This window comes from Streptomyces sp. NBC_00310, from assembly GCF_036208085.1.
GTDB lineage: Bacteria > Actinomycetota > Actinomycetes > Streptomycetales > Streptomycetaceae > Streptomyces.
Genome location: NZ_CP130714.1, coordinates 10,640,617 through 10,667,068 on the forward strand (window position 1 = coordinate 10,640,617; position 26,452 = coordinate 10,667,068).

General features: G+C 69.4%; 21 protein-coding genes and 1 pseudogene. 9 read left to right on the forward strand and 13 right to left on the reverse strand.

Features of this window, described 5'->3' with window-relative positions; all coding sequences use genetic code 11:
* Nucleotides 1-52: 52 nt before the first annotated feature.
* The gene (locus OG202_RS46180; RefSeq protein WP_327726198.1) at nt 53-790 is read left to right on the forward strand and encodes a GPR1/FUN34/YaaH family transporter; all 738 of its coding nucleotides are present in this window, start codon (nt 53-55) and stop codon (nt 788-790) included.
* A 165-nt stretch (nt 791-955) separates the two neighbouring features.
* Nucleotides 956-2,614: an MFS transporter gene (locus OG202_RS46185; RefSeq protein WP_327726197.1), complete on the forward strand. Its 1,659-nt coding sequence runs from the start codon at nt 956-958 to the stop codon at nt 2,612-2,614.
* Nucleotides 2,615-2,724: 110 nt separating this feature from the next.
* Here the strand turns inward: OG202_RS46185 and OG202_RS46190 are convergent, their stop codons facing one another.
* From OG202_RS46190 to OG202_RS46200, 3 genes are all read right to left on the reverse strand, one after another.
* Nucleotides 2,725-3,570, reverse strand: coding sequence for a methyltransferase domain-containing protein (locus OG202_RS46190; RefSeq protein WP_326585354.1), 846 nt, complete (start codon nt 3,568-3,570; stop codon nt 2,725-2,727).
* A gap of 572 nt (nt 3,571-4,142) precedes the next feature.
* A complete protein-coding gene (locus tag OG202_RS46195; RefSeq protein ID WP_326585355.1) occupies nt 4,143-5,762 on the reverse strand; it encodes an FAD-binding oxidoreductase in 1,620 nt (539 codons plus the stop codon).
* A 338-nt stretch (nt 5,763-6,100) separates the two neighbouring features.
* A complete protein-coding gene (locus OG202_RS46200; RefSeq protein ID WP_327726196.1) occupies nt 6,101-8,629 on the reverse strand; it encodes an excinuclease ABC subunit UvrA in 2,529 nt (842 codons plus the stop codon).
* An 802-nt stretch (nt 8,630-9,431) separates the two neighbouring features.
* Between OG202_RS46200 and OG202_RS46205 the strand changes: the two genes are divergently transcribed.
* A complete protein-coding gene (locus OG202_RS46205) occupies nt 9,432-10,133 on the forward strand; it encodes a B3/B4 domain-containing protein (RefSeq protein WP_326585357.1) in 702 nt (233 codons plus the stop codon).
* A gap of 530 nt (nt 10,134-10,663) precedes the next feature.
* On the opposite strand, the gene OG202_RS46210 is transcribed toward OG202_RS46205, so the two are convergent.
* A complete protein-coding gene (locus OG202_RS46210) occupies nt 10,664-11,599 on the reverse strand; it encodes an SDR family oxidoreductase (protein WP_326585358.1) in 936 nt (311 codons plus the stop codon).
* Nucleotides 11,600-11,930: 331 nt separating this feature from the next.
* Here OG202_RS46210 and OG202_RS46215 point away from each other — a divergent pair, with 331 nt between their 5' ends.
* From OG202_RS46215 to OG202_RS46225, 3 genes are all read left to right on the forward strand, one after another.
* Nucleotides 11,931-12,197, forward strand: coding sequence for a hypothetical protein (locus OG202_RS46215; RefSeq protein WP_327726195.1), 267 nt, complete (start codon nt 11,931-11,933; stop codon nt 12,195-12,197).
* 539 nt (nt 12,198-12,736) lie between these two features.
* Nucleotides 12,737-13,690: an FHA domain-containing protein gene (locus OG202_RS46220; protein ID WP_327726194.1), complete on the forward strand. Its 954-nt coding sequence runs from the start codon at nt 12,737-12,739 to the stop codon at nt 13,688-13,690.
* Between the two features lie 14 nt (nt 13,691-13,704).
* The gene (locus OG202_RS46225) at nt 13,705-14,097 is read left to right on the forward strand and encodes a hypothetical protein (protein WP_326585361.1); all 393 of its coding nucleotides are present in this window, start codon (nt 13,705-13,707) and stop codon (nt 14,095-14,097) included.
* A 225-nt stretch (nt 14,098-14,322) separates the two neighbouring features.
* Here the strand turns inward: OG202_RS46225 and OG202_RS46230 are convergent, their stop codons facing one another.
* Nucleotides 14,323-14,550: a hypothetical protein gene (locus tag OG202_RS46230; RefSeq protein WP_327726193.1), complete on the reverse strand. Its 228-nt coding sequence runs from the start codon at nt 14,548-14,550 to the stop codon at nt 14,323-14,325.
* A gap of 133 nt (nt 14,551-14,683) precedes the next feature.
* On the opposite strand from OG202_RS46230, the gene OG202_RS46235 reads away from it, so the two are divergent.
* Together OG202_RS46235 and OG202_RS46240 are read left to right on the forward strand one after the other, a co-directional pair.
* Nucleotides 14,684-15,559: an SDR family NAD(P)-dependent oxidoreductase gene (locus tag OG202_RS46235; RefSeq protein ID WP_327726192.1), complete on the forward strand. Its 876-nt coding sequence runs from the start codon at nt 14,684-14,686 to the stop codon at nt 15,557-15,559.
* 67 nt (nt 15,560-15,626) lie between these two features.
* Entirely contained in the window at nt 15,627-16,205 is a 579-nt protein-coding gene (locus tag OG202_RS46240; protein ID WP_327726191.1) for a TetR/AcrR family transcriptional regulator, read from the forward strand.
* A 350-nt stretch (nt 16,206-16,555) separates the two neighbouring features.
* Here OG202_RS46240 and OG202_RS46245 read toward each other — a convergent pair.
* From OG202_RS46245 to tap, 7 genes and pseudogenes are all read right to left on the reverse strand, one after another.
* Nucleotides 16,556-16,828 (reverse strand): annotated as a pseudogene (locus tag OG202_RS46245) (IS5/IS1182 family transposase); the annotation flags it as partial.
* A 309-nt stretch (nt 16,829-17,137) separates the two neighbouring features.
* Nucleotides 17,138-18,556 (reverse strand): IS30 family transposase, encoded by a 1,419-nt coding sequence (locus tag OG202_RS46250; RefSeq protein WP_443052335.1) that lies wholly within the window; start codon nt 18,554-18,556, stop codon nt 17,138-17,140.
* Nucleotides 18,507-19,253 (reverse strand): IS3 family transposase, encoded by a 747-nt coding sequence (locus OG202_RS46255; RefSeq protein WP_327732025.1) that lies wholly within the window; start codon nt 19,251-19,253, stop codon nt 18,507-18,509. The genes OG202_RS46250 and OG202_RS46255 overlap by 50 nt, the downstream gene beginning before the upstream one ends.
* Nucleotides 19,241-19,528: a transposase gene (locus OG202_RS46260; protein ID WP_327726189.1), complete on the reverse strand. Its 288-nt coding sequence runs from the start codon at nt 19,526-19,528 to the stop codon at nt 19,241-19,243. Before OG202_RS46260 ends, OG202_RS46255 begins: the two co-directional genes overlap by 13 nt.
* A gap of 35 nt (nt 19,529-19,563) precedes the next feature.
* A complete protein-coding gene (locus OG202_RS46265; protein ID WP_327726187.1) occupies nt 19,564-20,082 on the reverse strand; it encodes a TniQ family protein in 519 nt (172 codons plus the stop codon).
* 214 nt (nt 20,083-20,296) lie between these two features.
* A complete protein-coding gene (gene tpg, locus OG202_RS46270; RefSeq protein WP_327726186.1) occupies nt 20,297-20,854 on the reverse strand; it encodes a telomere-protecting terminal protein Tpg in 558 nt (185 codons plus the stop codon).
* A 91-nt stretch (nt 20,855-20,945) separates the two neighbouring features.
* The gene (gene tap, locus OG202_RS46275; protein ID WP_327726185.1) at nt 20,946-23,063 is read right to left on the reverse strand and encodes a telomere-associated protein Tap; all 2,118 of its coding nucleotides are present in this window, start codon (nt 23,061-23,063) and stop codon (nt 20,946-20,948) included.
* Between the two features lie 158 nt (nt 23,064-23,221).
* On the opposite strand from tap, the gene OG202_RS46280 reads away from it, so the two are divergent.
* On the forward strand, nt 23,222-23,407 hold the full coding sequence (locus tag OG202_RS46280; protein WP_327726184.1) for a hypothetical protein: 186 nt from the start codon (nt 23,222-23,224) through the stop codon (nt 23,405-23,407).
* 93 nt (nt 23,408-23,500) lie between these two features.
* Here the strand turns inward: OG202_RS46280 and OG202_RS46285 are convergent, their stop codons facing one another.
* Nucleotides 23,501-25,867: a DEAD/DEAH box helicase gene (locus OG202_RS46285; protein WP_328222102.1), complete on the reverse strand. Its 2,367-nt coding sequence runs from the start codon at nt 25,865-25,867 to the stop codon at nt 23,501-23,503.
* Nucleotides 25,868-26,452: the final 585 nt, after the last annotated feature.

A 26,452-nucleotide genomic window follows, 5' to 3' on the forward strand; every position in this document is an offset into this window, starting at 1 on the left:
GCCAACACAGCCATCAGCAGGACCACTGGAACACGCGAACCAGGAGAAAACGATGAGTCAGACAGAGCACATACTCCACACCTCCCCGGTCGGCGCGGGCGTCGGTGACGCCAAGGCGACCGTGCCCGCAACCTCCGCCGCACCCAAGCCGGATGCCTCCACCGGCCTCTACGCGCCGCAGCCCGCGATGCTGGGATTCGCCGGCTTCCTGCTCGGTTCCCTCTCGCTGGCGTTCTACCTGAAGGATGTCAGCATCCCGGCCAACTCCCTGGTCGCCCAGTTGCCGATCATGGTGTTCAGCAGCGCCATCCTGCTGCTGATGGCCGCCGGCTGGGCCATGCGCCTGGGAGACGGGGTGTTCGCCGCGGTGTACGGCCTGTTCGGCACGTTCTGGCTGAGCTTCTCGGTGCTCAGCATCGCGCTGAACAACAACTGGATGGGCGAATTCGAGAACATCGAACAGCGCAGGGCCACGGCCAACTTCGTCCTCGTCTGGGCCATTGTGATCATTCTGCTGACCCTGACGACCCTGCGCCTGCCCAAGGCGTTCACGTTCCTGTTCGTGGTGGTCTCCACGACGCTGCTCGTCCTCTTCGGGTCGATCGAGCAGGCCATCGACCAGATGATCAACAACCCGGCGAAGCCCGACGACCCGTGGCTCGTCTACGTGGGCATCGGCACCATGTTCCTCTTCATCGCCATCGGCATGTACATCTTCGCCAGCGCCGTGCACAGCGCCACCGGCGCCAAGCGCATACCGCTGGGCAAGCCGTTCATCAAGTCCCGGTAGTCCAGGCCTCGCAGGACCCCCTCGGCCGGGCACCGAACCGCGGCAGGTCACGCCGCCCCCGGTGCCCGGCCCTCCGGCCCCGCCCGCAGGCCGGGAATCGCCGGCCCTCGACGCCGGCCGGCCTGTCTGGGGGCACGTTCACTCTCACTGACTGGGCTCTCCTCGATGACTCCACAGGAAACGACCGTCTCTTCCCCCGCGCGCGCCGGAAAACGTGAATGGACGGCTCTCGGTGTTCTCGCTCTGCCGGCGATGCTCATCACCCTCGACAACACGGTGCTGCACCTGGCCGTGCCGCACCTGAACGCGAGCCTGAACCCCAGCGGTCTGCAACTGCTGTGGGCCGTCGACGTCTACAGCTTTCTGATCGCCAGCCTGCTGGTCGTCGCGGGTACGTTGGGCGACCGGATCGGGCGCCGCCGGCTGCTGCTGATCGGCGCGGTGGGCTTCGGTGCCGCCTCGCTGCTGACGGCGTTCTCCACCAGTGCCGAGATGCTGATCGTCAGCCGTGCGCTGCTCGGCATCGCCGGGGCGACCTTGACGCCTTCCTCGATGTCGCTGATCCGCAACATGTTCCACGACGCCCGGCAGCGTGCCGTGGCCTTCAGCGTCTGGATCGCCTGTTTCCTGGTGGGCGGCGCCATCGGCCCGCTCGTCGGTGGCGCGATGCTGGAACACTTCTGGTGGGGCTCGGTCTTCCTGCTGAGCGTGCCGGCCATGGTGCTCACGCTGATCCTCGGTCCCGTGCTGCTCCCCGAGTACCGCGACCCCGAGCCGGGCCCCCTGGACTGGGCGAGCGCGGGCCTGCTCGTGCTCTCCCTGCTCGCCACCGTCTACGGTCTCAAGAAGCTCGCCGGCGACGGCATGGCCGCGGTCCCCGTCCTGGCCCTCCTCGCCGGTCTCGCCCTGGGCGTGGCCTTCGTCGTGCGCCAGCGCAGGCTCACCCACCCGCTGATCGACATGGGGCTGTTCCGCGAGCGGACCTTCTCCGTATCCCTCGGTGCGATGGGGCTCGCCCTCTTCGTGATGTCGGGATCGCAGTTCTTCATGGCGCAGTACATCCAGATGGTGGTGGGACTGTCGCCGCTGGAGGCCGGGTTGGCGTCGCTGCCGGGCAGCGTCGGGGGTGTGACGGGGGCGTTGCTCGCCCCGGTGGCTCTGCGGTGGACGCGTGCGGCGCATGTGATGACCGTGGGCCTCGCGATCACCGCGGTCGGCTTCGTGGTCCTGGCCCAGGCAGGTGCCGACAGCGGGCCGGTCACGGTGATGGTCGCGCTGGGGCTGCTGAACTTCGGCGTCGGTCCCGCCATCGTGCTCGGCACCGACATGATGATCAATTCCGCGCCGCCGGAGAAGGCCGGAGCGGTCTCCGCCATCTCGGACACCTCTCACGAACTGGGCCTGGGCCTGGGCATCGCCGTACTCGGCAGCATCGGGAACGCGGCATACCGCGGTCAGGTCTCCGGCGAACTGCCCGCCGGGCTGCCCGAGGAGGCCGCTGCGGGGATCCAGGACACCATCGGCAACGCTGTCGACCAGGTCTCCCGTCTGCCGGAGGACCTCGGCACAGCCGCGCTGGATGTGGCACGGGAGGCGTTCACCCACGGGATGGTGCTGGTGAGCGTCATCTGCGGGGTCCTGACGGTGGTGACCGTGTTCATGACGCTGGGCCTGCGCAGGGTGCCCGCGGTCGTCGGGAGCGATGAGGCGGGCGAAGCCGACGAGGCCGGCAGGGCCGGCGCGTCCGAAGAGCCCGGCAAGGCAGGCAAGCCCGGCGAGGCGTCGGCGGAACTGCAGGAAGCCGGCGGCCGCACCACCGACTGACGCTGCGAACTGCGAACTGCGAACTGCGAACTGCGAACTGCGAACTGCGAACTGTGACTGCCCGACACCCGCAGCGGGATGTCGGGCAGCACCCGCACGGCAGGCCGAGGTCAGGAGCCGGATGCCGGGTCCAGCGTCGCGGCGATCACGAGGTATCCGTTGTCCGGGCTGGCCGCCGCGCGGCGCATGAGGTCGATGTACTGGTCGACCGGTTCCGGGCCGTCGAGCCGGGCCAGTTCGTCGCGCCGGGCCTCGACGACATCGGCCATGATCATCCCTGTCCGGACCACGTGGTCGCTGATGTCACGGATCTCGACGTCGACGAACCCATGGGCGGCCAGCAGCTCGGAGTACTCGGCGGCGGTGGCGAACGGGCTCACGTGGTAGGCGGCGCAGATGTCGTCGAGCACCTTGCGGCCTTCGGGACTCACCGGCGGGCGTTCGACGGTGTCGGCGATCACCAGCCGCCCGCCGGGGCGCAGCACCCTGGCCGTCTCGGCGAGCGCCCGGCCCCGGTCCGGCACGTGGAGCATCGACTCGATCGCCCACGCGTCGTCGAACGAGTCGTCACCGAACGGCAGCGCCATCACGTCGGCGTTGTGGAAGGCGGTCACGTCCGACCGGCCCGCCTCCACGGCGCGTTCGGTGGCCTGCTCCACCTCGACGTCGCTGATGGCGATGCCGGTGACGTGCGCGTCCCTGGCCGCGACGAGCTGCAGCGCGGGTTTGCCCACACCACAGCCGATGTCGAGGACCGCGGCGCCGGGGGCGGGGTCGAGCAGGGTGATCAGCAGGTCGGTCAGCCGGGCCGTGGCGACCTCGACGCTGCTGTCGTCGGCGTCGTCCTCCCAGTAGCCGTAGTGCAGGTTCTCGCCCCAGGCGGCGTTGAGAACCTGGCCGAGGCCTTCGTAGAAACCCGCGACATCGTCAACGCCGGATAACAGCTTGTCAGCCATTTCTGATCTCCCTGTCGTGTCTGCGACACCCTGCCCCTGGCCGCTCGACCGGCCGGACCACCGCAGAGGCCATGAGGACCACTGCGGAAAGAACGGGGCCGGCCGGCAGTATTTCCCGGGGTGCTCGATACATGGTGCTCTTACGCGTAAACAAACATCACGGCCGGCATCGGCTGTCAAGGCATTCCGTATCAGCCCCGGCCGAGCCGGTCCGGCCGAAAGCGACCGGCCAGCGGCATGAGAAAGGCCGGCCCCCGAGAGACGGGCACAGACCACCCCGGCCCGCTCCTGCCGTCCGGCCGCGGGTTTCCCGACGCCAGACGCATACGCAGCCATCCAGTCCCGCCACACCCCGAACGGTCCGGGATTCAGAATCGGGGGCTTCATGTGAAGCCCCCGATTCCACCTGGCGGAGAAAAGCTCCCGTGGCGGCACGCCCTTGACACCGGAACGGATACCGAAACGGAACCGAAACGGATACCGAATCGAGAGCGCCCACGCCGCCTCCGAAGACGGGGCACCCACTGGCCGGGACATGAACCGGCCGGTGAGCGCTCCGTACCGATGCCGGATCAGGCGGGGCGTATGGACAGTGCGTGACGGAACACGTCACGCGGATCGTAAGCCTTTTTCACCTGCTGCAGCCGCGCGTAATTCGCTCCGTAATACAGCGTGTGCCACGGCGTGTCGGAGGTATTCCACGCCGGGTCGGCGAGATCGACGTCCGGATAGTTGATGTACGCCCCGGCGTTGATGTCGTTGGGCACCGGAACACCCCCGGTCGTGCTGTAGACGTCCCGGTAGAGCTTGCGCACCCACGCCACGTGCGCGGCGTCCTCGCTCTGCGTTCTCCATACACCGGGGGTGAAATAGACGCGCAGGACCGAGTCCCGATGCACATAGGCGGTCGCGTCCGGGCGTATGGTGTTGATCTTCCCGCCGAGAGCGGCCAGGTTCACCTGGGCGCCCGGATTGCTGATGGAGTCGTCGTTGAGATAGCGGTAGATCGTCGCTATCTGCTCATCGGTGTAACTCTTCCGCAGATCCGAGGTCTTGTCCTTCTGGCGCCCGGGGGGACCCCAGTACCAGTTGTCCCGGTCGAGCCACGGCAGCTCGTGCCTCGTGTCCGACGCGACCTTGACACCGGCGCCCGAGGTGACGTCCGCGAACAGCCTGTCGAGCAGCGCCTCCCCGCCCTCGACCGTGTCCTCGACACCGGCCATCAGGCCGATCGTGCCGGCCGACCGGTGCGACCCGGAGAACGTGGCCCAGATCTGGGTCTCCTTCGCCCCGGGAGCACTGTTGCGCTCGAACCACTGGCAGTAGTTGCGGATGAGCGTGGTGAACGACTGCTGCGACAGGGACTCCCACGACCACTGCACCGTCCGGACCCGCTGATTCCCGGCCCGGGGAAGGAGTGTGCCGGGATCGGTGGAGACCACCCCCGGCGTACGCAGCCAATACCGCGTCACGACACCGAAGTTGCCGCCGCCACCGCCCGTGTGCGCCCACCACAGGCCCCGGTTGGGGTCGTTGGCCTCTCGCGTTGCCACGACGGTACGGGGTGTTCCGTCGGCACCCACCACGACCACCTCGACGGCATAGAGGTGATCGACGGCGATCCCGTGCATGCGGGAGTAGAAGTTGTAGCCGCCGCCCAGGATGTGCCCGCCCAGACCCACCTCCGAGCAGCCCGCGGAGGGAATCATCACGCCCCAGCCCTTGAAGAGCGTGTTCTGCGTCGGAGCCACGATCGCGCCCGGCCCCACGGAGAACGCCTTCCGTGACTCGTCGAAGTAGACGTCCGACATCTGGGAAAGATCGATGATCTCTTTGACCTCGGAGGACGCCGTGAAGTTCTCCAGGCAGTGGCCCCCGGAGCGCACGGCGACCCGTCGACCGGCCGCGACGGCCCGGCCGAGCGCCTCGGCGACCTGGCCGGGGGAAGTCGCGATGGTTATCTGGTCGGGCCGGCCCGTGAAACGGGTGTTGTGCCCGCGCAGGAAACTGTCGTACCGGGTGTCCCCGGGCTGCACGGTGACGGAGCCGAACGCCGGTGTGCACGCTCCGCCGGCCGCCCCCGCCGCGGCCGCGGCCGCGGGCCGGGCACCGGCCAGGACGTCCGCCGACACCAGACCGGCCCCGGCGACCGCGGCACCGGTGAGAAATCCCCGGCGCTTCAATTCGGACATGGATGAGACTCCTTGCTGTTGACGATCATTGGCAGGCGCCGCGACAGGTCGTCGTGGGGAGCGGCGCCGCGGCGGGTCGGCCCGCCTTCTGTTTCACGGGCAGTCGGACGGCCGGCACTCCGGCCCCCTCTTCACATCACGGCGGACCCGGGACGCACCGAACCCCGGGGGCGCGGCGCCCACGGGCCACGATCCCTGCCGCCGGCCCGGATGCTGTACCCGGCGGCAGAACCCCAGCGCCCCGCCCACGGGCCACCACGATCCCTGCCGTCGGCCCGGACGCCGTACCCGGCGGCAGAACCCCAGCACCCCCTGCACCCCTTGAACGGGGCCCGTCCTCACACCCGGGACCGGCCGGCCGCCGCCCGCACCTCCAGCAGCGGCAGGCCGGCGGCGTGCCGGCGCAGGAACGTGGCGGTCGGGGTGTCGGCGTCGGCGACGGTGTCCACAGTGCCCTGCGCGACCACGGCGCCTCCGTCGGGGCCGGCTCCCGGCCCCAGGTCGATCACCCAGTCCGCGGACGCGGCGACGGGGATGTCGTGCTCGGCCACGACGACGGTGTTGCCCGAGTCCAGCAGCACATCGAGTGCGTCCACCATGCGCTGGATATCGGAAGGATGCAGGCCCGAGACGGGCTCGTCGAGCACGACCAGACCGGCGCCGCGGCCTGCCGCGCCACGCTGGATCGCCGATGCCAGCTTCAGCCGCTGCGCCTCTCCGCCCGACAGTTCGGTGGCACTCTGCCCGAGCTGGAGATAACCGAGCCCGACCCGGTTCAGGGCCTCCAACGTTTCCGCGAGCTGCCGCGGCGCGGGAAACCGCTCCACGGCCTCGGCGATGGTCAGCTCCAGAACCTGATCGATGGTCAGCCCCTGGTAGGCGATCTGCAGAGCCTCCGGCTTGTAACGCCGGCCTTCGCACGCGTCGCACACCACCCACACGTCCGGCAGGAAGTGCATGTCGACCAGCTTGCGGCCGTAACCGGTGCAGGTCTCGCAGCGGCCCCCGCCCGCGGTGTTGAAACTGAACCAGGAGGCACTGACCCCGCGCCCGCGGGCCGCATCGGTCTCGGCGAACAGCCTGCGGACGATGTCGAACGCCTTGCTGTAGGTGGCCGGATTGGACCGCGGGGTCCGGCCGAGCGGCTCCTGGTCGACGACCGCGACCCAGCTCAGCCCGCCCAGACCGGTCACCTTGCGCACCGTGTCGGTCGCCGTCCCGTTCAAGGCGGCCTCCACACCCGCCCCGAGCGCGCCGAGCAGACTGCTCTTGCCACTGCCGCTCACCCCGGTCAGACAGGTGAGCCGGCCGACAGGAAAACGCACCCGCTCCGCGGTCACATTGTGCGCACGCAGGCCGTGCAGCTCCACCCAGCCCGTGCCGTCCCCGACCGGCCGGCGCCCGCGCCGCAGCCGCGGCCCGTCACCGGCCAGATACCGCCCGGTCAGCGACGTGGGATGGGCGGCCGCGTCGGCCGGCGGACCCGACACCAGGACCTCACCGCCGAGGCGGCCCGCCCCCGGCCCCATGTCGATCACCCAGTCCGCCCGGGCGATCAGCTCGGGATCGTGCTCGACCAGAAGCACCGTATTGCCCGCCTCGCGCAACTCCAGGGCGATGTCGAGCAGATGCGCCTTGTCCGCCGGATGCAGCCCCGTCCCGGGTTCGTCCAGGACGAAGATGATGCCGCTCAGTTCGGTGCTGAGCTGCGCCGCGAGCCGGGTGCGCTGCAACTCGCCCCCGGACAGCGTGGCCGCGCTCCGCGACAGCTGCAGATGGGCCAGACCGAGCCGCTCGAGCACCCCGAGCCTGCGCACCAGATCCTGCAGCAGCGGCTCACCCACCTCACGCTGCCCGGCACCCAGGTCGTCCGCCACATGCTCCGCCCAGCTACGCACCTCCCGCACCTCGACCCCGAGCAGGCCGGGATACGTCATCCCGCCGAGCCGCACGGACCGGGCCGCCTCGTCGTACCCGCTGCCACCGCACGTGGCACACGGCTGCTTACGCATGTACGGCAGATAGCGCTCCTTGGCACTGGGCGTCTGGGCGTTCACGAACACCCGCTCCACCTCGGCGAGCGCGCCCCGCAGCGGCTGGGTCGAGCGGTAGGTCATCGACGCCGTCTCGTTCTTGTTCGGCATGTCGATGGTCGCCTCGATCTTCTCGTCCCCCGTGCCGTACAGCACGCAGTGACGAAACTCCTCCGGCAGCGACTGCCACGGCCGGCCGAGGTCCACGCCCCGCTTCTCGGCAAGCGCCGGTACGAACGCGTGCTCCCCCGACCGCCACTTCGCGAACCAGGGCGAGGCCCCCTCGAAGAGCGGAAGCTCCGGCCGGGTGATGATCAGCTCCTCCTGCGCCTGCCAGCGCCCGCCCACCCCGTGACAGTCGGGACAGCTCCCCTCCGGCGAGTGCCGGTCGAAGTGCGCGGTCGTCAGATGACCGCCCCCGCTCACCGCCACCGGGTCCGCGCCCAACGCGGGAAGCCGCGAATACAGCAGCCCCAGATGCCCGTCGATACCGGTGATCGTCGCGACCGTGGAACGGGGGTTGCGGTTCAGACGGCGCTGGTCGACCGCGAGCGTCGGGCCGAGCCCCAGAATACGGTCGACCTTCGGCCGGTTGCGCTGGGTGATGTACTGCCGGACGAACGGCGAAAGACCCTCCAGGTACCGCAGTTGGGCCTCGTTGTGCAGGGTGTCGATGGCCAGCGAGGTCTTGCCGCTGCCGCTCACCCCGGTGAAGGCGACGAGCTGCCCCTTGGGGATGCTCAGCGACACGTCCCGCAGATTGTTGGTACGAGCCCCCACGACGTCGATGGTCTCGCGGCCCATGCTCGCGACGTCCCGCACGAATTCAGTCAAGTCCCGCCACCCTCTCAGACGTTGCAGGGCATGAGCGGGGAGGTCACCCCCACGCACCCCGAACGGATCGATCACGCTACTACGGGCGATTCGCAGCCCGGTTGCCGTCGGGTCGAGGACGGCTCGAGACCCTCTCGAACCCGACTTGAGTCCCACTTGAACACGCCGGATGACCAGCCCCGTCCGGCGTGCGACGACGAGCCCCCTTCCGGGGCGAAAGCGGGGCCGCGGGCACCGCATCCACGAGCGGTTTCGCCGCGGGCCCCAGGTGACGGCACCCCAGCCGACGACACCGACCACGCGATCCGTCACAAAGAACCCGGCGCCGGCCGCCGCGCGCGGCGAGAGCCAAGGCCCGCAGCACCGGCGCCGCGGACCGTCCCCCCCGTTACCTTCTTCATGACCCCGCCCCCGGGCCCCCGGCCCTGAAGGAGCGACGTGATCGAAACCAGCGAAACCAGCGCCACCGGCGGCAGCACCATCCGCACAGCCCTGACAGCCCTGACCGTGCCCATCGCGCTGCGCCTCCACCGAGCACCGACAGCGGTACCCGCCGCCCCGCCCGGGACAACACCAACCACCACCGACAACGGCCGCCTCCCGTACCAGGGGCCAGGCAGGAGAACAGAGCGGGCCCGGACCCACAGGTCCCCCGCCCGGCTCGCACACCCGACCCGACATCGAATGAAATGAACTATCCAGTCCTCTATGCTGTACCTCGCTCGGCCGTCCTGAGCGCCTTCACGACGCCCCCGGACCGCCGCCACCACTCACAGACCCCCACCACACTCCGAGGCAGGCCATGTCCCTCTCGCTCACCGTGTCCGACGAGGTGCGCACCCTCGCGCCCGGCTTCACGCACGTCGCCGTCGAGGCACACGACCTCACCAACGGACCCAGCACCGATGCCAGCTCCGTCCTCCTAGACGACGCCGCCCGCCGCCTCGCTGTACGCCTGGACGGACGCGCCCCGCACGAGGACCCGCACATCGCCGCCTGGCGCGAGGTCTACACGGCGTTCGGCTCCAAGCCGTCCCGCACCCGCAACTCGGCGGAGGCGCTGGCGAAACGAGCCCTGTCGCCGGCGGGACTGCCCCGCATCAACCTGCTCGTCGACCTGTACAACGCCATCAGCGTCGCCCACCTCATCCCCGTCGGCGGCGAGGACATCGACCACGTCCAGGGCGGCATGCGCCTGGTACGCGCCACCGGCGACGAGGACTTCCTGACCGTCACCGGCGGCGAGGAGGTCATCGAACACCCCGACGCCGGCGAAGTGATCTGGCGGGACGAGACCGGCGTGACCTGCCGCCGCTGGAACTGGCGCCAGGGCCCGCGCACGAGGCTCACCGAGAAGACCACCTCGGGCATCTTCCTGCTGGAGAGCCTGGCGCCGATGCCCGTCACCGACGTCGAGACGGCCGCAGCCGAACTCGCCGAACTGCTCGCCAAGTTCAGCCCCGGCGCACACATCACCGTGCACGCCCCCCACCCCGACCGATGAGCGAGCCCGCCCGACTCCGCCCGGAGCGCGACCAGGCGGCGCTGACCCCGTCCCCGACCGCCCTGAAGCAAGAAGGCAATGCCCGGCCGGCTCGACGGCTTCCGCACCCCCGGCCACCAGCCTGCGCGTGATGAACCACTGAGCCACCCACCACCTGGCCGCACCCACCTCGCGGCCAGGTGAGACGACCAACCCGCCCCGGGCGGACCGGACATCCCCGGCCGGCGAAAGGGCACAAGGCCGGGCCCGGCGTGCTCGTCACAAGCAGCGACAGCAACGGCGCCGCACGCACAGCCCACGAAGACCGCCGAGGCCACGAACCCACCGGTCATCCCACCGGTCATCCCACCGGCCTGCCGAGACCGTGACGAACGTGACCGAACGAGGGAACCGCCCACGGACAGCGCGGAGCTGACAGCACCGAAGACCGCGCCCGCCCCCACAGGCACAAGGGCTCACCCGGCCACGACCGCGCAGGCACCGCCGGCGGGCCGCAGCATGGTCACCGCGGCCCGCCGACGGTCCGCCCCTCACCGATACCCGGTCGCATCCGCGGGCTTACCGGCGTCGTCGACCTCGACCAGGTAGCGCCAGCAGTCCGGACGCGAACCATCGAGGTCGGTGAAGCCGTACTCCTGGGCGAGCTGCCCGCTCGACAGCGACTGACCGTTCCAACGAGCGACATCAACATCACCGGCCAACGCCGCGACCGCACGCCCGACATACGCCGGACTCTCCGAGATGCAGAAGTGCGGCACCGTGGCCAACGCGTCCCGCCAGTTGTCCTCAGCAACACCGAACGCGTCGAGCATCATCTCCGAACGCAGCCAGCCCGGACTCAGCGCCACCGCCGTTCCACCATGCGGCTTCAGCTCGTGAGCGAGCACGAACGCCATACGCAGCACACTGTTCTTGACCAAGTCATAGAAGTACGAGTTGCGATAGTTCACCCCGTTGTACGCGGACGTGCCATCGGTCATCTCCACCACGAGACCACCCGGTTGCCGCACCAGCAGAGGCAGCAGGAAGTGGCTGGTGATCGCATGGGTCTCCACCCCCAGCCGCAGCAGCCGCAGCCCGTTGTCGAGGTCGTGCTCCCACACCGGCTTCTCGAACTCGAACAGCCGCTCACCACCCCAGACATTGTTGACCAGCACATCAAGCCGCCCCTGCTCGGCGCCAATGCGCTCGGCCAACGCACGGACCTGCTCCGGCACCAGGTGGTCGGTCGCCACCGCGATACCGGTTCCGCCCGCGGCACTGACGAGTTCCGCGGTCTCCTCGAACGTCTCGGCCCGGTCATACTCCGAACGCCGTTCCGCAGTCGTACGGCCGGTGACATAGACCGTCGCACCCGCCGCCCCGAGCTGGACGGCGATGCCCCGCCCGGCGCCCCGCGTGCCCCCCGCAACCAGCGCGATCTTTCCGCGGAGGTCCGGTGTCGATGTGTCGGGCGTCAATCCCATGAAAGTCCTTTTCTCTCTGTACGGCCGGCCCACGTCCGCCATCGACGCCAACCGGTGACACCATCCTCACCCCCATACCCGACACCTTGTGTCGCCTTTCCGCACCCATCTCACCGACACCACCGAAAGCGGCCGACCCGATGCCACACGCGACCTCACCCCTCCCGCACCAGGCCTTCCACACCAGGCGCCCCCTCACCCGTCGACCGCACCGGACCGGCCTGAACCCAGCGCATACCGATGGCGGACAACTGCTCCATCCGCTCCGGCGAAAGCGCCCCCGCCCGGCTGCGCTGGTTACCGATCTGACAAATCCACGAAGGACCACTGCATGGATGCCGAATCTGGCGATCTCGAGGTCATCGCTTCAGCTGTCCTCGGCCGGTCCGGACGCACGGGCTACAGTGCCGCGTTCGAGAAGGCGGTCACTCATCCCGTCGGTGATCTGCTGATCCTCGACCGTGTCCATCTCGACAAGGCATGGAGGGGCTTCGGACCAGGACTGATCCTGGCGGCCGAGGCGATCCGGCGGCTGTTGCGCGGTGGGGCGTACCCGGCCATGGGCGAATACCTCGAGGACCGCGAGCAGCTCACCTAGGCGTACCGGCGCCAGGCGAAGAAGAAGATCGCCGCGCTGTGGGAGAGCATCGGCTTCCAGCGATGGGGCGGGGACCCGGCCGGGGCGGCCCCAGCCGACGTGCCGGAGGCCAAGCGGCCCGGTATCCGCCTCACGCTGCTTGTGGCGCTGGTGCTGTACCGGATCACCGACGCCGACGTGGCTGCCTGGCGAGCGGGCCGAGGCGAGCGGACAGGCAGCACAGTCGGTGACCTGACCCGCGGCCTAGCCTTCGGCGCGATCACGGCGGTGCTGCGGCGTCCTGGATCAAGGCGCCGTGGATCGCTGAGAGGCGGGCGGCCCGGACGGGCACGGGCCGGAGTCGCGGAGACCAGCCCGTCGGGATCGGAGGGCTGCGGGCCGAGGGGACGGCGGCCGAACGCACTGCCGAGTTCCGGCCGTCCGGATGCTGTGGCAGGACGGGGCCGATCGGCCTTTACTGGAAGGTGAGGATCACCGGAACAGGCGACCGAATCGTTTCGCCCGACGCCGGATGCTTCGCCAAGGCAGGAGGTCGTGCCATGGACCCTCCTCCGCGAGAGCGCGACCTACCGCACCTCGTGGTCGACCGCCCGGACCGGCTGCGCGGCCGGGTCTTCGTCCTCGACGACCAGCCGATGCTGGTCGGGCGGGACTCCGACTGCCAGATCCAGGTGGGCGATCCGGGCGTCAGCCGACGGCACGCGGTGGTGTGGCGGGCCTCGGGCCGGACCACCGTCGAGGATCTCGCCTCCACCAACGGCACCATGCTGAACGGTCACCCGGTGCTCGGGCAGCAGGTGCTGCACTCGGGTGACGTGCTGGATTTTGGTCCCTTAGAGGTGCATTACGAAGAGCTGCGCTCCGCCGACCGGACCGTTCAGGCCCCGAAGCCCGGAGCCGGCGGCACCCCGGGCGGTACCTCGGACACCATGCCGGGCTGGGGCCCCGCCCCCGAGCCCGGGCCCACGCCTCACGGCGCTCCCGCCGCAGGGCCGCCGCCCTCCGGCCCGCCGGGCCGCCAGGCACCGCGCGAGGCCGGCCGTACGCCGCCCGGCGGCGAGCGGCGGTTCGACATCGGGGAGCAGCAGGCCGACCGGCTGAGCAATGTCGCCGGGGACCAGTACAACTACGTTCAGCAGGCGCAGCGCGAGAGCTTTTTCAGGGAGATCGCCGCGACCCGTACCAGGGCGCGACACCTGATCATGCTCGGCTTCCTGCTCTTTCTGGTCGGGGGCGGGATCTACGGCTGGGTGATCATTCGATTCGTTTCCGGGACCAACGACGATATTTCGTCGGGGAGTTCGACCTTCGACTCTTCCCCGGAGCTGCTCGGACCGAAGGTGGCCGGGGTGCCGGTAGGGGCGGTCGGGTTCGCGATGGCGGCTATCGGGACGGTTCTGACGGTCATCGGGATCGTTCTGCACATCGTGACGACGTCCCGGCGCCGCCGCTTCGAGGATGCCGAGCGGCAGGCGTCCTGGCGGCAGCGGTGAGGAGATGGGGAGCCATGGCCTTCAACATTGGCAACCAGCAGGGCGGCGTGGTCAACAACGTCGCCGGGAACCAGACCGTTCACGGTGGCCAGTCGGCCGTCTTCACGGCGGGCGGGCAGGAGGTGCGCGGCCTGGTCCGGGAACTGAGGGCGTCGATCGAGCGGACGGCGCTGCCGCCGGCAATCGAGCCCGAGGTGCGGGCCGAGCTGGACTCGCTGGACGAGGAGGTCGCCCGGCCGGAGCCGGACCGGGAGGCAGTGGCGGGCCGGCTCGGCCGGATCACCCGGCTGCTGTCCTCGGCGGGTGCGCTGGTCACGGCCGGCACCGGGCTGATCGGGCCGCTCGGAGCGCTCGCGGGCTGGCTTGGCGCACTCGGCCAGCCGATCTTGCGGGCGATCGCAGGCTGATGGGAGGAGGCTGACGGAGAGGGCCCTGACCCCGGAGTTGGACACGGGCCACGCGGGTCCGACAAGGCCCGGCCTCAGCCGCTCACCACAGGGATCACCATCTGCCACCACCGAAAACGGAATAAAAACCTCGGTAACCACTACTGGGGTGCGAGATTCGGTGTCGTCAGCCCGTCCTCGCAGGGTCCCCGGCGCCTGTGCCGCTCGAAAAGTCGTGGCTGCACGTCACGCGGTATATCCGTCGTACTCGTTGATGAGGCCACCGGTGATCCGGGTGTGCAGGACTTTGCGGGTGTCGAGGTCGTGCACGGTGGCGGGCTTTTCGCGGGCGTCGGGTGGTAGCTGGTCGCGGGCCTGGTGGGGCCGGTGCCCGTTGTGGTGGAGCTGGTAGGCCGCCAGGTCGATGGGCGGGCACCCAGGTCGTCCGGCGTGCTCGGATCGGAGCGGCTTCATGCCGTCCTGCAGCCCTGTTTCGCGGCCCGGAAACATAAGTGGATAGCTTATCCGATTGCGTGTTACGGTCCCCGGTAAACGGATGAGCTATCCGCATAACCGGGTGGAGGGGCACATGACGAAGAAGACAGCCGTGGTCACGGCGGGGACAGCCGGTATCGGACTGGAGACAGCCCTGGGGCTGGCCGACGCCGGGTTCTTCGTCACCGTGGTCGGACGCAACGCCGACAGGGGTGCTCAGGCGGTCGACCGAATCAACGCGATGAACCCGTCCCATCCCGCGCGGTTCCTGCCCGCCGACCTCGGCTCGCTCGACCAGGTGCGCGCGCTCGCTGACCAGATCGCCGCCGAACATGCCACTTCTGGCGACCCCCTGACCGCGCTGGTCAACAACGTCGGCGCGATGTTCTCGCAGCCACAGACCCTGGACGGGATCGAAGCGTCGTTCCTCGTCAACCACCTCTCGCCGTACCTGCTGACGGAACTGCTACTGCCCACGCTGACGGCCGACACCCCCAGCAGGATCGTGAACGTGACATCGAGTGCAGTCGGGCTTGCGAAGCGGTCCTTCGACACCGTTGAGCCGCCCGGCGGCTACTACGGCTTCCATTGGTATGGCCGCGCCAAGCTCGCCAACCTCGCCTACACGCTCGACCTTGCCACCCGGCTCCAAGGCACGGCCGTCTCTGTCTTCGCCGCCGACCCCGGAGGCGCCGCAACCGACATGACCAACGGCACCATGACCGATCCGAAGATCGTCTCACCAGCCCTGCGGCTGCTCTGGCCGCTGGTACGCCGCAAGTTCGAACGCTCTACTTCGGGTCCGGCGTCCCTGGCTGCCCGGCCCTCGATCGTCGCCGCCACCGACGCCACCCTTACGGGCCGGACCGGCATCGTCATCGGAGCCCAGACCCACCCGGTGAAACCTCTGCGCGCAGCCACAGACCCCCGCGTCGCCCAGGACGTGCGCCGGCTCAGCGAACGGCACGCGCCCCTCACGACAACCTGACCCGCCGAGCGGCACGGGTACCGGCGGCGACATCATCCGGATGGGTCATCCGATTAGCATGTCCCCCATGACGACGCCCCTTCGCAAGGACGCGGCCCGCAACTGGGACCGGATCGTCGCTGTCGCCCGTGCCCTCGTCGACCAGGGCACACCCCTGCAACTGAACGACGTCGCCGGCCGCGCCGGACTCGGAGTCGGCACTGTCTACCGCCACTTCGCCACCCCCGAGGCGCTGCTGGAGACCGTCGCCACTCCCTGCCTGGAAGCCCTGGCCGCCCACGGCCGGCAGGCGCTGGCCGACACCGATCCCCGGCGCGCGCTCGAAGCCTTCTTGTTCCGCACCGTCGAAGCGCAGGTCACGGACGCGTCCCTGGCCCCGGTCGCCGCCGCAGCCACCGACACCTTGCCGCGCACCACGGAACTCAAAGAGACGCTTCAGTCGGTCGGCACCGCACTCCTCGACCGGGCGCGCGACGCCGGGGCGGTTCGACGTGACCTGGCCGCCACCGACCTCGTCCCGCTCATGTGCGGCATCGCCTACTCCGTCAACGTCCATGGCGGCACACCTGCCGACCGGCTCGACACCGCACACCGCTACTTGGCCGCACTCCTCGAAGGACTGCGGGCCACGCCACAGCACCCGTGAGAGCACCGCCCGCACACCAACCGGGGGTGCTTCGGGTGCCCTCCGCCGGTGTGGGCAGTCCGATCGCCAGCAGGAGACGGCTGCCCGCCCCAACGACGACTGCATGGCGCACAGGTCCGCGACCGCCGTCCCCATGGGGAACCGTGACCACGAAGGCGGGGAATCTCGTGACGCGGAACCGGCCGAAAGCGGAGAATTTCGTGACCGTTGACAGGCGGCGAGCTCGGCCAGGCGGGCTTCGGTCTCGGCGAGGGCGGTGGTGAGCCGATCGATCTGCTCGCGCAGGTTGTCGGCGCGGGCTGCGGTCTCATCGTGTTCGGTCTGCAGCAGCCGCAGGAGTTCGCTGGCGTTCACGCGGCCGGCTCCACGTCGTCCCGCCCGGTGGGGGTAGGGGTGGTGAGGCGGCGGAGCATGCCGGCGGTGGAGGCCCAGTAGACCCGGTAGGCCGCGATGTCGGGTCGGTGATCGTAGTTGCGGGCGAGGCCCCGGTGCAGCATGAGGGTGCCGTTGACCTGCTCGACCACCCACCGCTTCGGTTGCGGGACGAAGCCCTTGCCTTCGTCGTCGGGGTTGCGTCGGACCACCTCGACGGTGATGTCCTTCACCGCCCCGTGGATGATCACTGGTGCGGTGACGCTGACTGGAGAGTACGGAGCGCGCCGCCGCCGCCCGGGCCAGGAGGCGCTCGCGGCCACCGACGCCGCACCCACCGCCGAAAAGCCAACGCCATCCTCAAGACCTGGCGCGCGAGGATGCGTTCCGCCCGCGCCGCCGTCCGCCGCATCACCGGCCACAGCATGCGTCGCGGCTGGATCCAGCTGAACGCCTCGCTGACGGCGTTGTCGAAACAAGATCCGACCCGGCCCATGGACTGGAAAACGCCCAGCTTGCGGCAGGACCGGCGGAACCTCCGCGAGGCGTACTCGGCGAGTTCAACCAGTCGTTGCAACACCGGGCTGTTGCAGCGAGCGTAGCTGCTCTTCGAAGACCTCGGCGGGTGTCCGCCAGCCGAGGGTCTTGCGGGGCCGGTTGTTGATCGCCATGGCGACGGCTTCGAGGTCCGTGGACGACCACCGGGACAGATCGGTGCCCTTCGGGAAGTACTGACGCAGCAGCCCGTTCGTGTTCTCGTTCGTCGGTCGTTGCCAGGGTGAGTGGGGATCGGCGAAGAACACCTTCGTCCCGGTATCGATGGCGAACTGGGCGTGGCCGGAGAGTTCCTTTCCGCGGTCCCAGGTGAGGGTTTTGCGTAGCTGCTCGGGCAGCTGCGTCATCGACGTCGTGAGCGCCGCGTTCATCGCGATCGCGCCATAGCCCCCGAGTGAGGTGCCGTTCTTCACGGGCGGATTCTCGCCCCAGCCCTCGAGCCGGGGCAGGTGCACCAGGAGCGTGGAGCGGCTGCTGCGCTCGACCAGCGTGCCGATCGCGGAGCGACCCGTCCCGATGATCAAATCGCCTTCCCAGTGTCCGGGGACCGCGCGGTCTGCGGCCTCGGCGGGGCGTTCGCTGAGGATGACGTCCGCGGTGACATGCCCCTGCGGTTTGTTCTGTGACCGTGCACGGGGAGTCCGCAGCGCCCGGCCGGTGCGCAGACACGTGACCAGTTCCCGCTTGAGCGCGCCACGGCCCTCGATGAACAGCGCCTGGTAGATCGCTTCGTGGCTGATGCGCATGGACTCATCATCGGGGAAGTCGACATGGAGACGGTGCGAAATCTGCTCCGGGCTCCATGCCGTCGCCCATCGTCTGTCCTGCCGGTGCGGCTTGTTCAGCCCTTTCCATGCGGGCGTCCTGGGCCCGGCGACGATCGTGTTGTCGGGGCGGCGGACACTGCCGACGAGCCGGTCCTGCACGTACTCACGCAACCTGTCGTTGCCTGTGAGCTTCGCGGTCCTCGGGCGCTTGGCGGCCTGCTGTGCTTTCCACTGGGCGACCGTCGCGCGGTACTCCTGCTTGCCGCCGCGCGTGGCGGCGTTGCGGCGCAGTTCGCGAGAGATCGTTCCGGGGTCACGCCCCAGGGCGCGGGCGATCTCGCGCACGCCCTTGTTCATCGCCCTGAGGATCGCGATCTCCTCGCGCTCCTCGAACGCGAGGTACCGGCCCGTGGGCTCGGCCAACGAGATCGGAGGCATGCCGCCAGCGTGACGAAACCACCTCGCACCCACCGGCCACGACACGCCGACCGCCAACGACGCCTCCACCGTCGTGACCCCCGTGGCGATCAGCCGCCAGAACTGGCGCTGCACGACTCGAGACGGATCAGGCCGCCCCGGCGAACGCATCGCCGGCCGCAACGCACGATCAGCGCGCCACTGCCGACGCCGACCCTCCGGAACATCGCTGGTCTTCAAACTCCAGTCCGCCGTGGCCACGTCGCACACCTCCGAGATCAAAGTGTTGCGACGACCAGTTGAATCCACCCTCGCTGCCGCGGTCCGTGTGGAAGATGACGCCCCGCACGTTTCCGCCGCGGGTGGCTGCGGCCATGTGCAGGGCGGCCACGACTAGGCCCGCGTCGTGCCGCTCTCCCATCGCGTAGCCGAGCAGGCGGCGGGAGAACAGATCGATGACCGTGGCCAGATACACCTTGCCCTCGCCGGTCTCGATCTCCGTCATGTCCCCGCACCACACCAGGTCGGGCGCTTCGGCGGTGAAGTCCCGGTTGACGAAGTCCGGGGCGGCCGGTCGTCTTCCCGGCCGGGTCAGTCCGCGCCGGTGGCTGACCTTGCGGGCGACCAGGCCGAGTTCGGCCATGAGCTTGGCGATGGTGTTCACCGAGACCCGCCAGCCCTGCCGCACCAGCTGGATCCAGATCTTCGGCGAGCCGTAGGTGCCACCGGAATCGATGAACTCCTCCCGTACCGCCTCGGCCAGCTGCCGACGGCGTACTTCACGCCGGGTTGGCCGACGGGTGCGGTGCTTGTAGAACCACGACTCGCTCACGCCCAGGGCGCGGCACGAGACTCGGTGCGAAATACCGTGCTCGGTCCTGAAGTCGCTGATCACCCCGACCACTTGGGACGGGTCCGCCACGGCTACTTCACCCACGGGACCATGCAGCGTTTGAGGACATCGCGCTCCATGACCAGTTCCTTGTTGTCCCGCTTGAGCTGGGCATTCTCCCGCCGCAACCGCTCCAGCTCGTCACTCCCGCCGGCCGGCGCCGTCCCTGCCCGGCGAGCGCGCGAGACCCAGCTGGCCAGCGTGGTCTCGTTGATGCCCAGATCCTTGGCGACCTCGGCAATCGGCTTCCCGGTCTCCGTCACGATCCGTACCGCACCTTCACGGAACTCCGGATCGAACTTCCGTCGCTTCTCCGCCATGACTCCCAACTTCCCCTGCAGTCACGGTCTTCACGCTACGAGGGGAGGGACAGGCGCAGATCGAGGTGTTCCAGCGGCTGATCGGCGTCCGCGTCCAGCAGCCAGCGCCCGTGCTTATGGCAGACCCGATGCCAGCGTGGCAGGTAGCGCACCGCTCGCAGTGCCTGCCCGGTGCGCCGCGCGGTGCACAGCCGGCAGCCGAACGCGGCCGGACCCGCCATCGTGCCCGCCGCCCGCCACCGTGCCTGTGCCACCCCGGCCTCCCGGCCGGTGCTGATCTTGGGGTCGTCCATGGTGAAGGCAGGCAAAGCGCGCGCCAGTACCTTGGGCTCCACCCTGCACAGCTCGGCGAGCACACCCCGCCCGGCCCCGTTGAGGACGACCTCCGCGTCCGCCCGCGCACCGCCGCCGTCGTGCCGGGCGGGAGAGTTGCGGCATGTCCACAGCCGCAGCACACCGGCGGTCGGGAGACCGTAGCGGGCCGCCACACGGCTGATCAACGATGCGGTCAGCTCCCCGGCCAGCGGCACGGTCCGCAACACGCCCGCTGCCACACCACACCCCCGATGCCGTTTCCTGCTCCTGCTCAGTGCCAGCCCCCCACGCGCCTCACAACCAGCCTGCGGGCCCCTGCCTGGGTGGCTCGCGTCCGGCGGGCTGGCCGGGTTCCGAGGGCCGACTGCACAAGGCTAGAGGCCACCTCCCAACTTGCCGCCCTCGTCCGCCGCTGAGTCACAAAGCAGGTGTTGGCCTGCGGCCAGCGTCACGTCAGTAGTCGAGGTCGAGGTAGTCGATGTCGTTGAGGGTGACGTCGGAGAGTCCTGTGGCGCGGGTTCCGCCGTCTTGGAAGTAGATCTCTTTGAATCCCTCGGCGATGATCCCGCGCATCTGTTGGTCGCTGGCGCCTGTGTTGCGGGCGTCGAACAGGCGTTGTGCGTACGCCGGGGGGAGGTGCACCGTCAGGCGCCGGAATCTTCCGTCGTCGGTGGTGCCGACGGGTGCGGTGTACCCGAACCGGGCCCGGGTCTCCACGGTGATCCCGGTCGCGGTGGCGGCCTGCTTCTGTCGGCGCTTGCGGACCTGGGGCTGCCAGCGGGTCCGTACGGCAGCGTCGATCCGTTCGGCGATGGCGCGTGGCGGGTGCTTGCGTTCGCCCTTGCGGTAGCGCTCCACCGACCGCTGGCTGACCCCGATCTCCTCAGCGACAGCCCGGGTCGTCTTGAGCTGCTTGATCAGGTAGCCGATCTGCCCTTTGAGTGTCTTGGGCGGCTGGCGGGTGAAGGCTTCCCGGTCGGCGCGTTCGATGGCGTCGTCGATCTCTGCCACGGCTCAGCCCTTCTCGACGGTGGGGGCCTGGCCGCTCGTGTCGGCCGGCGGGGTCCGGGTCGTGTGCGTCGGGCCGGTGTCGGGCACTGGCCTACTCTCCTTCGTCGTGGACGGCGTCGCCGCCCTTGATGTGGCGGGCGGGGTTGTGGCCCTGTTCCATGAGGTCGACCGCCCAGAGCATCGACTGGACGCCTTCGAGCTTGGCCAGGCCGGGGGTGGGTCCGAGGCGGAACCCGCCGGGCTGGGGCTTGCCCGATGCGGCGTAGGGCAGGAAGTCCAGCGGGCTCTCCCCTGGCGAGGGGTAGACGACGCAGTCGGAGAGTACGGCGAGCGGGTACAGCCCCGTCATCGTGGCCATGTTGCGCAGTTTGCGGTGCATGTTGACCCGTGCTTTGGAGATGACGGCGGCGCGGATGTCGGGGCGCCAGGTGGGGCGTTGGAGGGCCGGCCACCGTTCGCCCTCCTTGTATTTCTTGCCCTGGGGGCGTTCGCGCAGTTTGCCGATGCCGCCCTTGACGGTGGCCTTGATGGCGGCCAGCACCGCCGCCATGGCCGGGTCGGTGTCCTTGTGCCGCTCCATCGCCGCCAGGAACTGCACGTCCGTGAGTTCCTTGGTGACGCCGAGGTCGGCGAGGGTGTCGATGTACGCCTCCTTGAGGCGGTCGTGCCACGGGTCCAGGTAGGCGCCGGTCTCGCGGCGCAGGTACCCCTCCAGGGGCTGGACGTTGTGGCCGAGTTCCTGGGCGTAGGCGACGGTGTGTGTCTGGTACCAGGCAGGTCCGGTCGGCCGGGTGCCGTCCGGGGTGAACGGTGAGGGCAGGCGCGGGTCCACCTCGACGTGGGACAGGTCGACCAGCCAGCTCCCGGGGATCTTCGGGTTGAACGTCGGGGCGTGGAAGTGGTCGGGGCCGGACAGGCCGACGACCAGGCGGGCCGCGGCGGCGAGGAACGCCGTGTTCAGGTCCAGGCCGACCGCGAAGGGCAGTGTGCACTCCTCATCGCTCAGCAGGTCCACCGGCCGCACCCACTGGTACGCCTCCTCGTTCAAGAACCCGCCGCTCCAGCCGCTGTCCACGACGACCGGGTGCTCGGGGGTGGCCTCCGGCGGCGCCGGGTCCATCGGCTCGGTGCCAAGGCTGCCGGGGTTGTGGCCGGGCACCCAGTTCCCGCTCGCCTCGTCGCGCACCGCGCGGGTGGGCGGGCGCAGCGCGGTCATCAGCTCAAGGCCCGATACGGCTGTGGAGCCGCGCGGGGTGATGACCCGGGTCGCGTACACGCCGAGGACGCGGGCGACGTCGGCCGGCTCCATCTCCGCCACCCCGGGCCAGGACCGCTCATCGAGCGCGTCCCAGGACAGGATCGCGAGCTGCACGCACTGCCGGTCGCGGCCCTGGGCCTTGCGGTAGATCCTTGCCCACGGGCCGAACCCGCGCTGGGTGAGCCGCCACTTCGCCTTCACCACCTGTTTGACCACCGGGTGATCCTCGGGAAGGCGCAGGGAGCGGCGCTGTTCGTGGCCTTCCAGGCGCTCGGGCAGTCCGAGTTTCACGGCGGCTGCGGCGGTGAGGACGATCAGCGGGTCGGAGTCCTTGCCGTAGCGGTTGAGCTTCGCGGCACCGAGGCCGGACTCGCGCAGCGTCCACTCCACCAACTCCGGAACGGTGGCCGCCGGGCAGTCCAGCACGATCCCGCCCGTGCCGTACGCGCAGCCGTCACCGTCCAGGACCGCGAGCGGGCCGTGCGGGAAGCGCGGATCTGCTGCCGGCTGCGCCGCCCTCTTCGTGGCCGGACGCCGCGATGCGGTGGCGGGCCGGGGGGTGGCGGGGCGTGCCGGCGCCGCAGCCGGAACGGCGGAAGCCTGCGGGGCCGGGGCATCTGCCGTCTCCGCCCTGGACGCACCCGGTTCGGCAGACGCCGCAGGCACGGTCGCGGCAACCGGAGCTGTCGGAGCTGTGCCGGGGGCGGGGTACTTCGCCGCCCACCCGTTCAGCAGCCGCTGGTAGGCATCCAGGCGCGGCGACTTCGGCTCGCTGCGGCCGTTCTCCCAGTTCTTCACCGACTGGGTCGTCGTCTTCAACGCGGCCGCCAGGCGGGCCTGCGTGATGCCGGCGGCCTCACGCAGCCGGGCACGCTCCGCCGGTGGCGGCAGGTGCGGCTCCTCGTTCAGCAGAGCGTCAACGGACGCGAACAGCTCTTCCTCGGATGGCATGACCCTGCACCCTTGCTCCAGGCAGTCCTTAACCACAAACTTATCCCACTCCTTAACCTTTCTGCGCCCATTCCAGCGCGGCGGGTGCGGTGAGTTTGCCGGCGGTGAGCTTCGCGCAGCGTGCTTATGGCCGTCGGGGGAGGGGAAGTGTGATCGCCATGACGAGCGTGATGCAGCACTACGGTCTGCTGTGGACCGACCCTGACGGTGCCCCGCAGGCGTCGGCCGGCAGGTACGACAAACGGTCGGCGAAGTGTCGCCGCACCGAACTCAAAGCTGTGGGCTGCACACGTGTCGAGATCGTGCCGGTCAAGCCGGGTGACGTTCCCGAGCCGGTTTCCTGAGCGAAGCGGGGACGTAGACAGAACTCTGCGATCAGAAGTCCCGTCCAGCAGCCCCCCGCCACGCAGCGCGTCGACCAGCCACTGAGCCATCCCTCAGTCGAACAGACCGAGGTCCGCGAGCAGCTGGCGCCGCGTATCGGGCAGCGAGTCTCGCCTGCTGCGCATGTTGCTGCGCCATACCCCGAGTCGGACCTCGGTTCCGTCTTCCAGCCACTCTGTGTGCCCGCGTGGGACGGTCACGGTGCCGGTGCGGGCTCTGTACTGCGCGAGGGCCGCGACGCCCCGCTCGAACGTCGTAGAAGCCCTTGCGGGCTCCTCCGGCTCCGGGGCGAGCGGTGTGATGCCGAGCTGCTCCAGGCGCTCGCGCTGTCCGTCGGTCAGGGCCTGCCAGACTGCCGGTTTCCGCTGTCGGGCCAGCCATTTCCCGATGTCCATGCCGTGGACGGTGAGGCCGGGCAGGACGTCGGCCTGTCCGTCTTCGTCGCGTACGAGCTCGCGCAGCGCGGCGTAGTGCCGCTGCCACTCCGCCGGCCACTCCGGGTTCCAGTCCTCGTCCACGGCCTCCAGCGCCGCCTTCCACTCAGGGTGTCCGTCGAGTGCACCTGGCCGCCTCAAATTCGCGAGCCACATCCCCAACGGCCGGTCGAGCATGGTCGCGGGCCGGGGCGCGCACAGCGTCCAGTGCTGGTCGTAGTAGGCCTTCGCGGCTTCCAGGTTCTCCTGGAACCGCTCATCGGCCAGGGACCACACCATGCCCAACTGCTCGAGTCGCCTCGCGCGCTGGCCGGTCATCTGCCCCGCCCCGTAGGCCCGTCGTTGTTCCGCGACCCATTGTCCAAGCGGTGTCGCGCCCTCGCGGTGTCCGTAGGGCACGCGGGCGTGCCGCTCCCGTTCGGTGAATTTTTTGAGTGCGGCCCAGCCGCGGGCCCAGTCCTGGCGTTCGGTGTCGATGACGTTGAAGGACACCCAGTCCGCGACCATCACCGGATCCCTGGGGGCGGCGAAACGGAGCAGCAGCCGGGATTCTTCCTCGCCCTCCTCCGGCGCGACACCGATGTTCACGGACGGCTGCGCGACGTCTTTCTGCGGCTCCTGCGGAATCGCAAGCAACTCCACGGCCTCTTCGTCGTGAGCCCGTAGACCTTCCAATACCTTCACCAAAGGGCGATACGACCCCGAGGTGAACATGTCCTCCGGCTGCTCGCCCGGCTGGAGAAATACCGGCACGATCAGAGAGGCGAGCTTGCCCTGCCCGGGTTTTTGCCGGAGCGCCCGGCCGATGGCCTGGACGATGTCGTGCGGCGCGCCCTTGGGGTCCAGGAGGGCGACTGAATCCACGCTTCGAATATCGACACCCTCGCCCAGGACCCGACAGTTGGAGAGCACGGCCCGCTGCGCCGTGGTCCCGAACGAGCCGAGGACTTCCCGCCGGCGTTCGGGGACGTGCTCGCCGCACAGCCAGTTGGCCCAGATCCGCTTCGGGTATGTCTCGGGCTGGTCGGCGTGCAGCTTCGCCGCGACGCGCTCCAGGCCCTCGGCGTACGCCTGCGCCTCGATGGTGCGGTGGTGGAAGGTGATGCACGTCGACAGGTCGTGCTGCGCCATCGTGTGCAGCAACGCGGCCTGCAGCGCCCCGAGCCGCTGACCGCGGACCTCCTCGCTGTGCCGCTCCTCGCCCATCAGCCGCTCCGGCGTGACGACCGGGTCCTTCAGCTCCAGGACGATGATCTGGTACCGCGCCAACAAGCCCCGGGAAACGGCAGAGGCGAGCGAGAGCTTGTACAGGACCGGCCCGAAGACCCTCTCGTCGTCCATGGACGCCGCCATCTCACGCGGCAGCGGATCCCGCACCCCTTCCGTAACCTCGCGGTTCAGCCGCTCCTCCCAGATCCGCGGCGTCGCCGTCAGGTACAGCCGCCGGTAGGCCGGGATGACGCTCTGGTCGTGGATGTCCGCCCACGCCTTCCCCATTGAGCCACTTGTCCGGTGCGCCTCATCAACCACCGCAAGGTCTACTGGATCAAGCTTCTGACCGTAGACACCCTCGAAAGCCTCCGCCAGGACACCCAAGCTGGCGTACGTCGCGTAGATGGTCACCGGCCCCTGCCCGTGCCACAGCGCCAACTGGATCGGGTTCGTCGTGGAGCGCACCTTCAACGACCACAGCCCCGGATCGTCCTGGAGCGAACACACCGTCACCGCCGGCCCCTTGTGTCCAGCCTCGTGCCACGCCCTCACCGTCTGCGCCAAAAGATCCAGCGTCGGCACCAGCACGAGCACACGCCCCCTGGGCACAAGCCGCCTCGCCGACGCGGCAGCCATGATGGTCTTCCCCGTCCCACACGCCGCGTGCACCTGCCCACGAAGACCATTCCAGGGAATACCACCCGGCGGAACATCAAGACCCCGCACAATAGCGGCAACGGCCTCGATCTGGTGATCACGCAACTTCACGGCCATGCCCCGTGCTCTCCATTTCGCGGAATGCGGCGCGTAATAACAATTGGAATCCAAGGCGCAAGGTGCGCGACGGTAGGGGTGTAGCATCTGATCCCAGACTCTACACAGTCACGACTCGTGATGCATCACTCGCACACCAACTTCGCACCCGAAGGTGGCACAGTGACTCAATCTCACTCACGAACGGCCGGTTGCCCTGTATGCTGACAGGCCATTGGTGAACACGTCGGGACAGGTTAGACAGTGGGGGGAGGGGTTCAGGGTGGAGCGCAGCGGAACCCGTCACTACAAACGAGGCCGGCACTCCGTCAGGCCGACGACCCGTCACATCCGTTACAGAGGTGGTGACTGGGAATCCCAAGCCCTACACAGTCCCGCGCGCGATGCACCCACCCCTTACTGCCAGCCTCAGGAATCCCGCTTGCGGGATTCCCTCAATTCGCGCTGCGCGAATTGACATGCACTCAGAATTCCGCTTGCGGAATTCGATTCCCCCGCTTGCGGGGGAATCTGGCGGAGCGTCAGCGGAGCCACGCCCGAAAGCGAAGCGGAGGGCGTCACTATGCAGCGCGCCAGCGCTGCATA

Excerpts from the sequence above, each read along its gene's own strand:
- OG202_RS46285 (WP_328222102.1), bottom strand. The coding sequence starts at position 25,867 with ATGGCCGTGAAGTTGCGTGATCACCAGATCGAGGCCGTTGCCGCTATT.
- OG202_RS46180 (WP_327726198.1), top strand. The coding sequence starts at position 53 with ATGAGTCAGACAGAGCACATACTCCACACCTCCCCGGTCGGCGCGGGC.
- tap (WP_327726185.1), bottom strand. The coding sequence starts at position 23,063 with ATGCCATCCGAGGAAGAGCTGTTCGCGTCCGTTGACGCTCTGCTGAAC.
- OG202_RS46205 (WP_326585357.1), top strand. The coding sequence starts at position 9,432 with ATGTCCCTCTCGCTCACCGTGTCCGACGAGGTGCGCACCCTCGCGCCC.
- OG202_RS46260 (WP_327726189.1), bottom strand. The coding sequence starts at position 19,528 with ATGGCGGAGAAGCGACGGAAGTTCGATCCGGAGTTCCGTGAAGGTGCG.
- OG202_RS46225 (WP_326585361.1), top strand. The coding sequence starts at position 13,705 with ATGGCCTTCAACATTGGCAACCAGCAGGGCGGCGTGGTCAACAACGTC.
- OG202_RS46280 (WP_327726184.1), top strand. The coding sequence starts at position 23,222 with ATGACGAGCGTGATGCAGCACTACGGTCTGCTGTGGACCGACCCTGAC.
- OG202_RS46195 (WP_326585355.1), bottom strand. The coding sequence starts at position 5,762 with ATGTCCGAATTGAAGCGCCGGGGATTTCTCACCGGTGCCGCGGTCGCC.
- OG202_RS46215 (WP_327726195.1), top strand. The coding sequence starts at position 11,931 with ATGGATGCCGAATCTGGCGATCTCGAGGTCATCGCTTCAGCTGTCCTC.
- OG202_RS46220 (WP_327726194.1), top strand. The coding sequence starts at position 12,737 with ATGGACCCTCCTCCGCGAGAGCGCGACCTACCGCACCTCGTGGTCGAC.
- OG202_RS46210 (WP_326585358.1), bottom strand. The coding sequence starts at position 11,599 with ATGGGATTGACGCCCGACACATCGACACCGGACCTCCGCGGAAAGATC.
- OG202_RS46240 (WP_327726191.1), top strand. The coding sequence starts at position 15,627 with ATGACGACGCCCCTTCGCAAGGACGCGGCCCGCAACTGGGACCGGATC.
- OG202_RS46190 (WP_326585354.1), bottom strand. The coding sequence starts at position 3,570 with ATGGCTGACAAGCTGTTATCCGGCGTTGACGATGTCGCGGGTTTCTAC.
- OG202_RS46185 (WP_327726197.1), top strand. The coding sequence starts at position 956 with ATGACTCCACAGGAAACGACCGTCTCTTCCCCCGCGCGCGCCGGAAAA.
- OG202_RS46230 (WP_327726193.1), bottom strand. The coding sequence starts at position 14,550 with ATGAAGCCGCTCCGATCCGAGCACGCCGGACGACCTGGGTGCCCGCCC.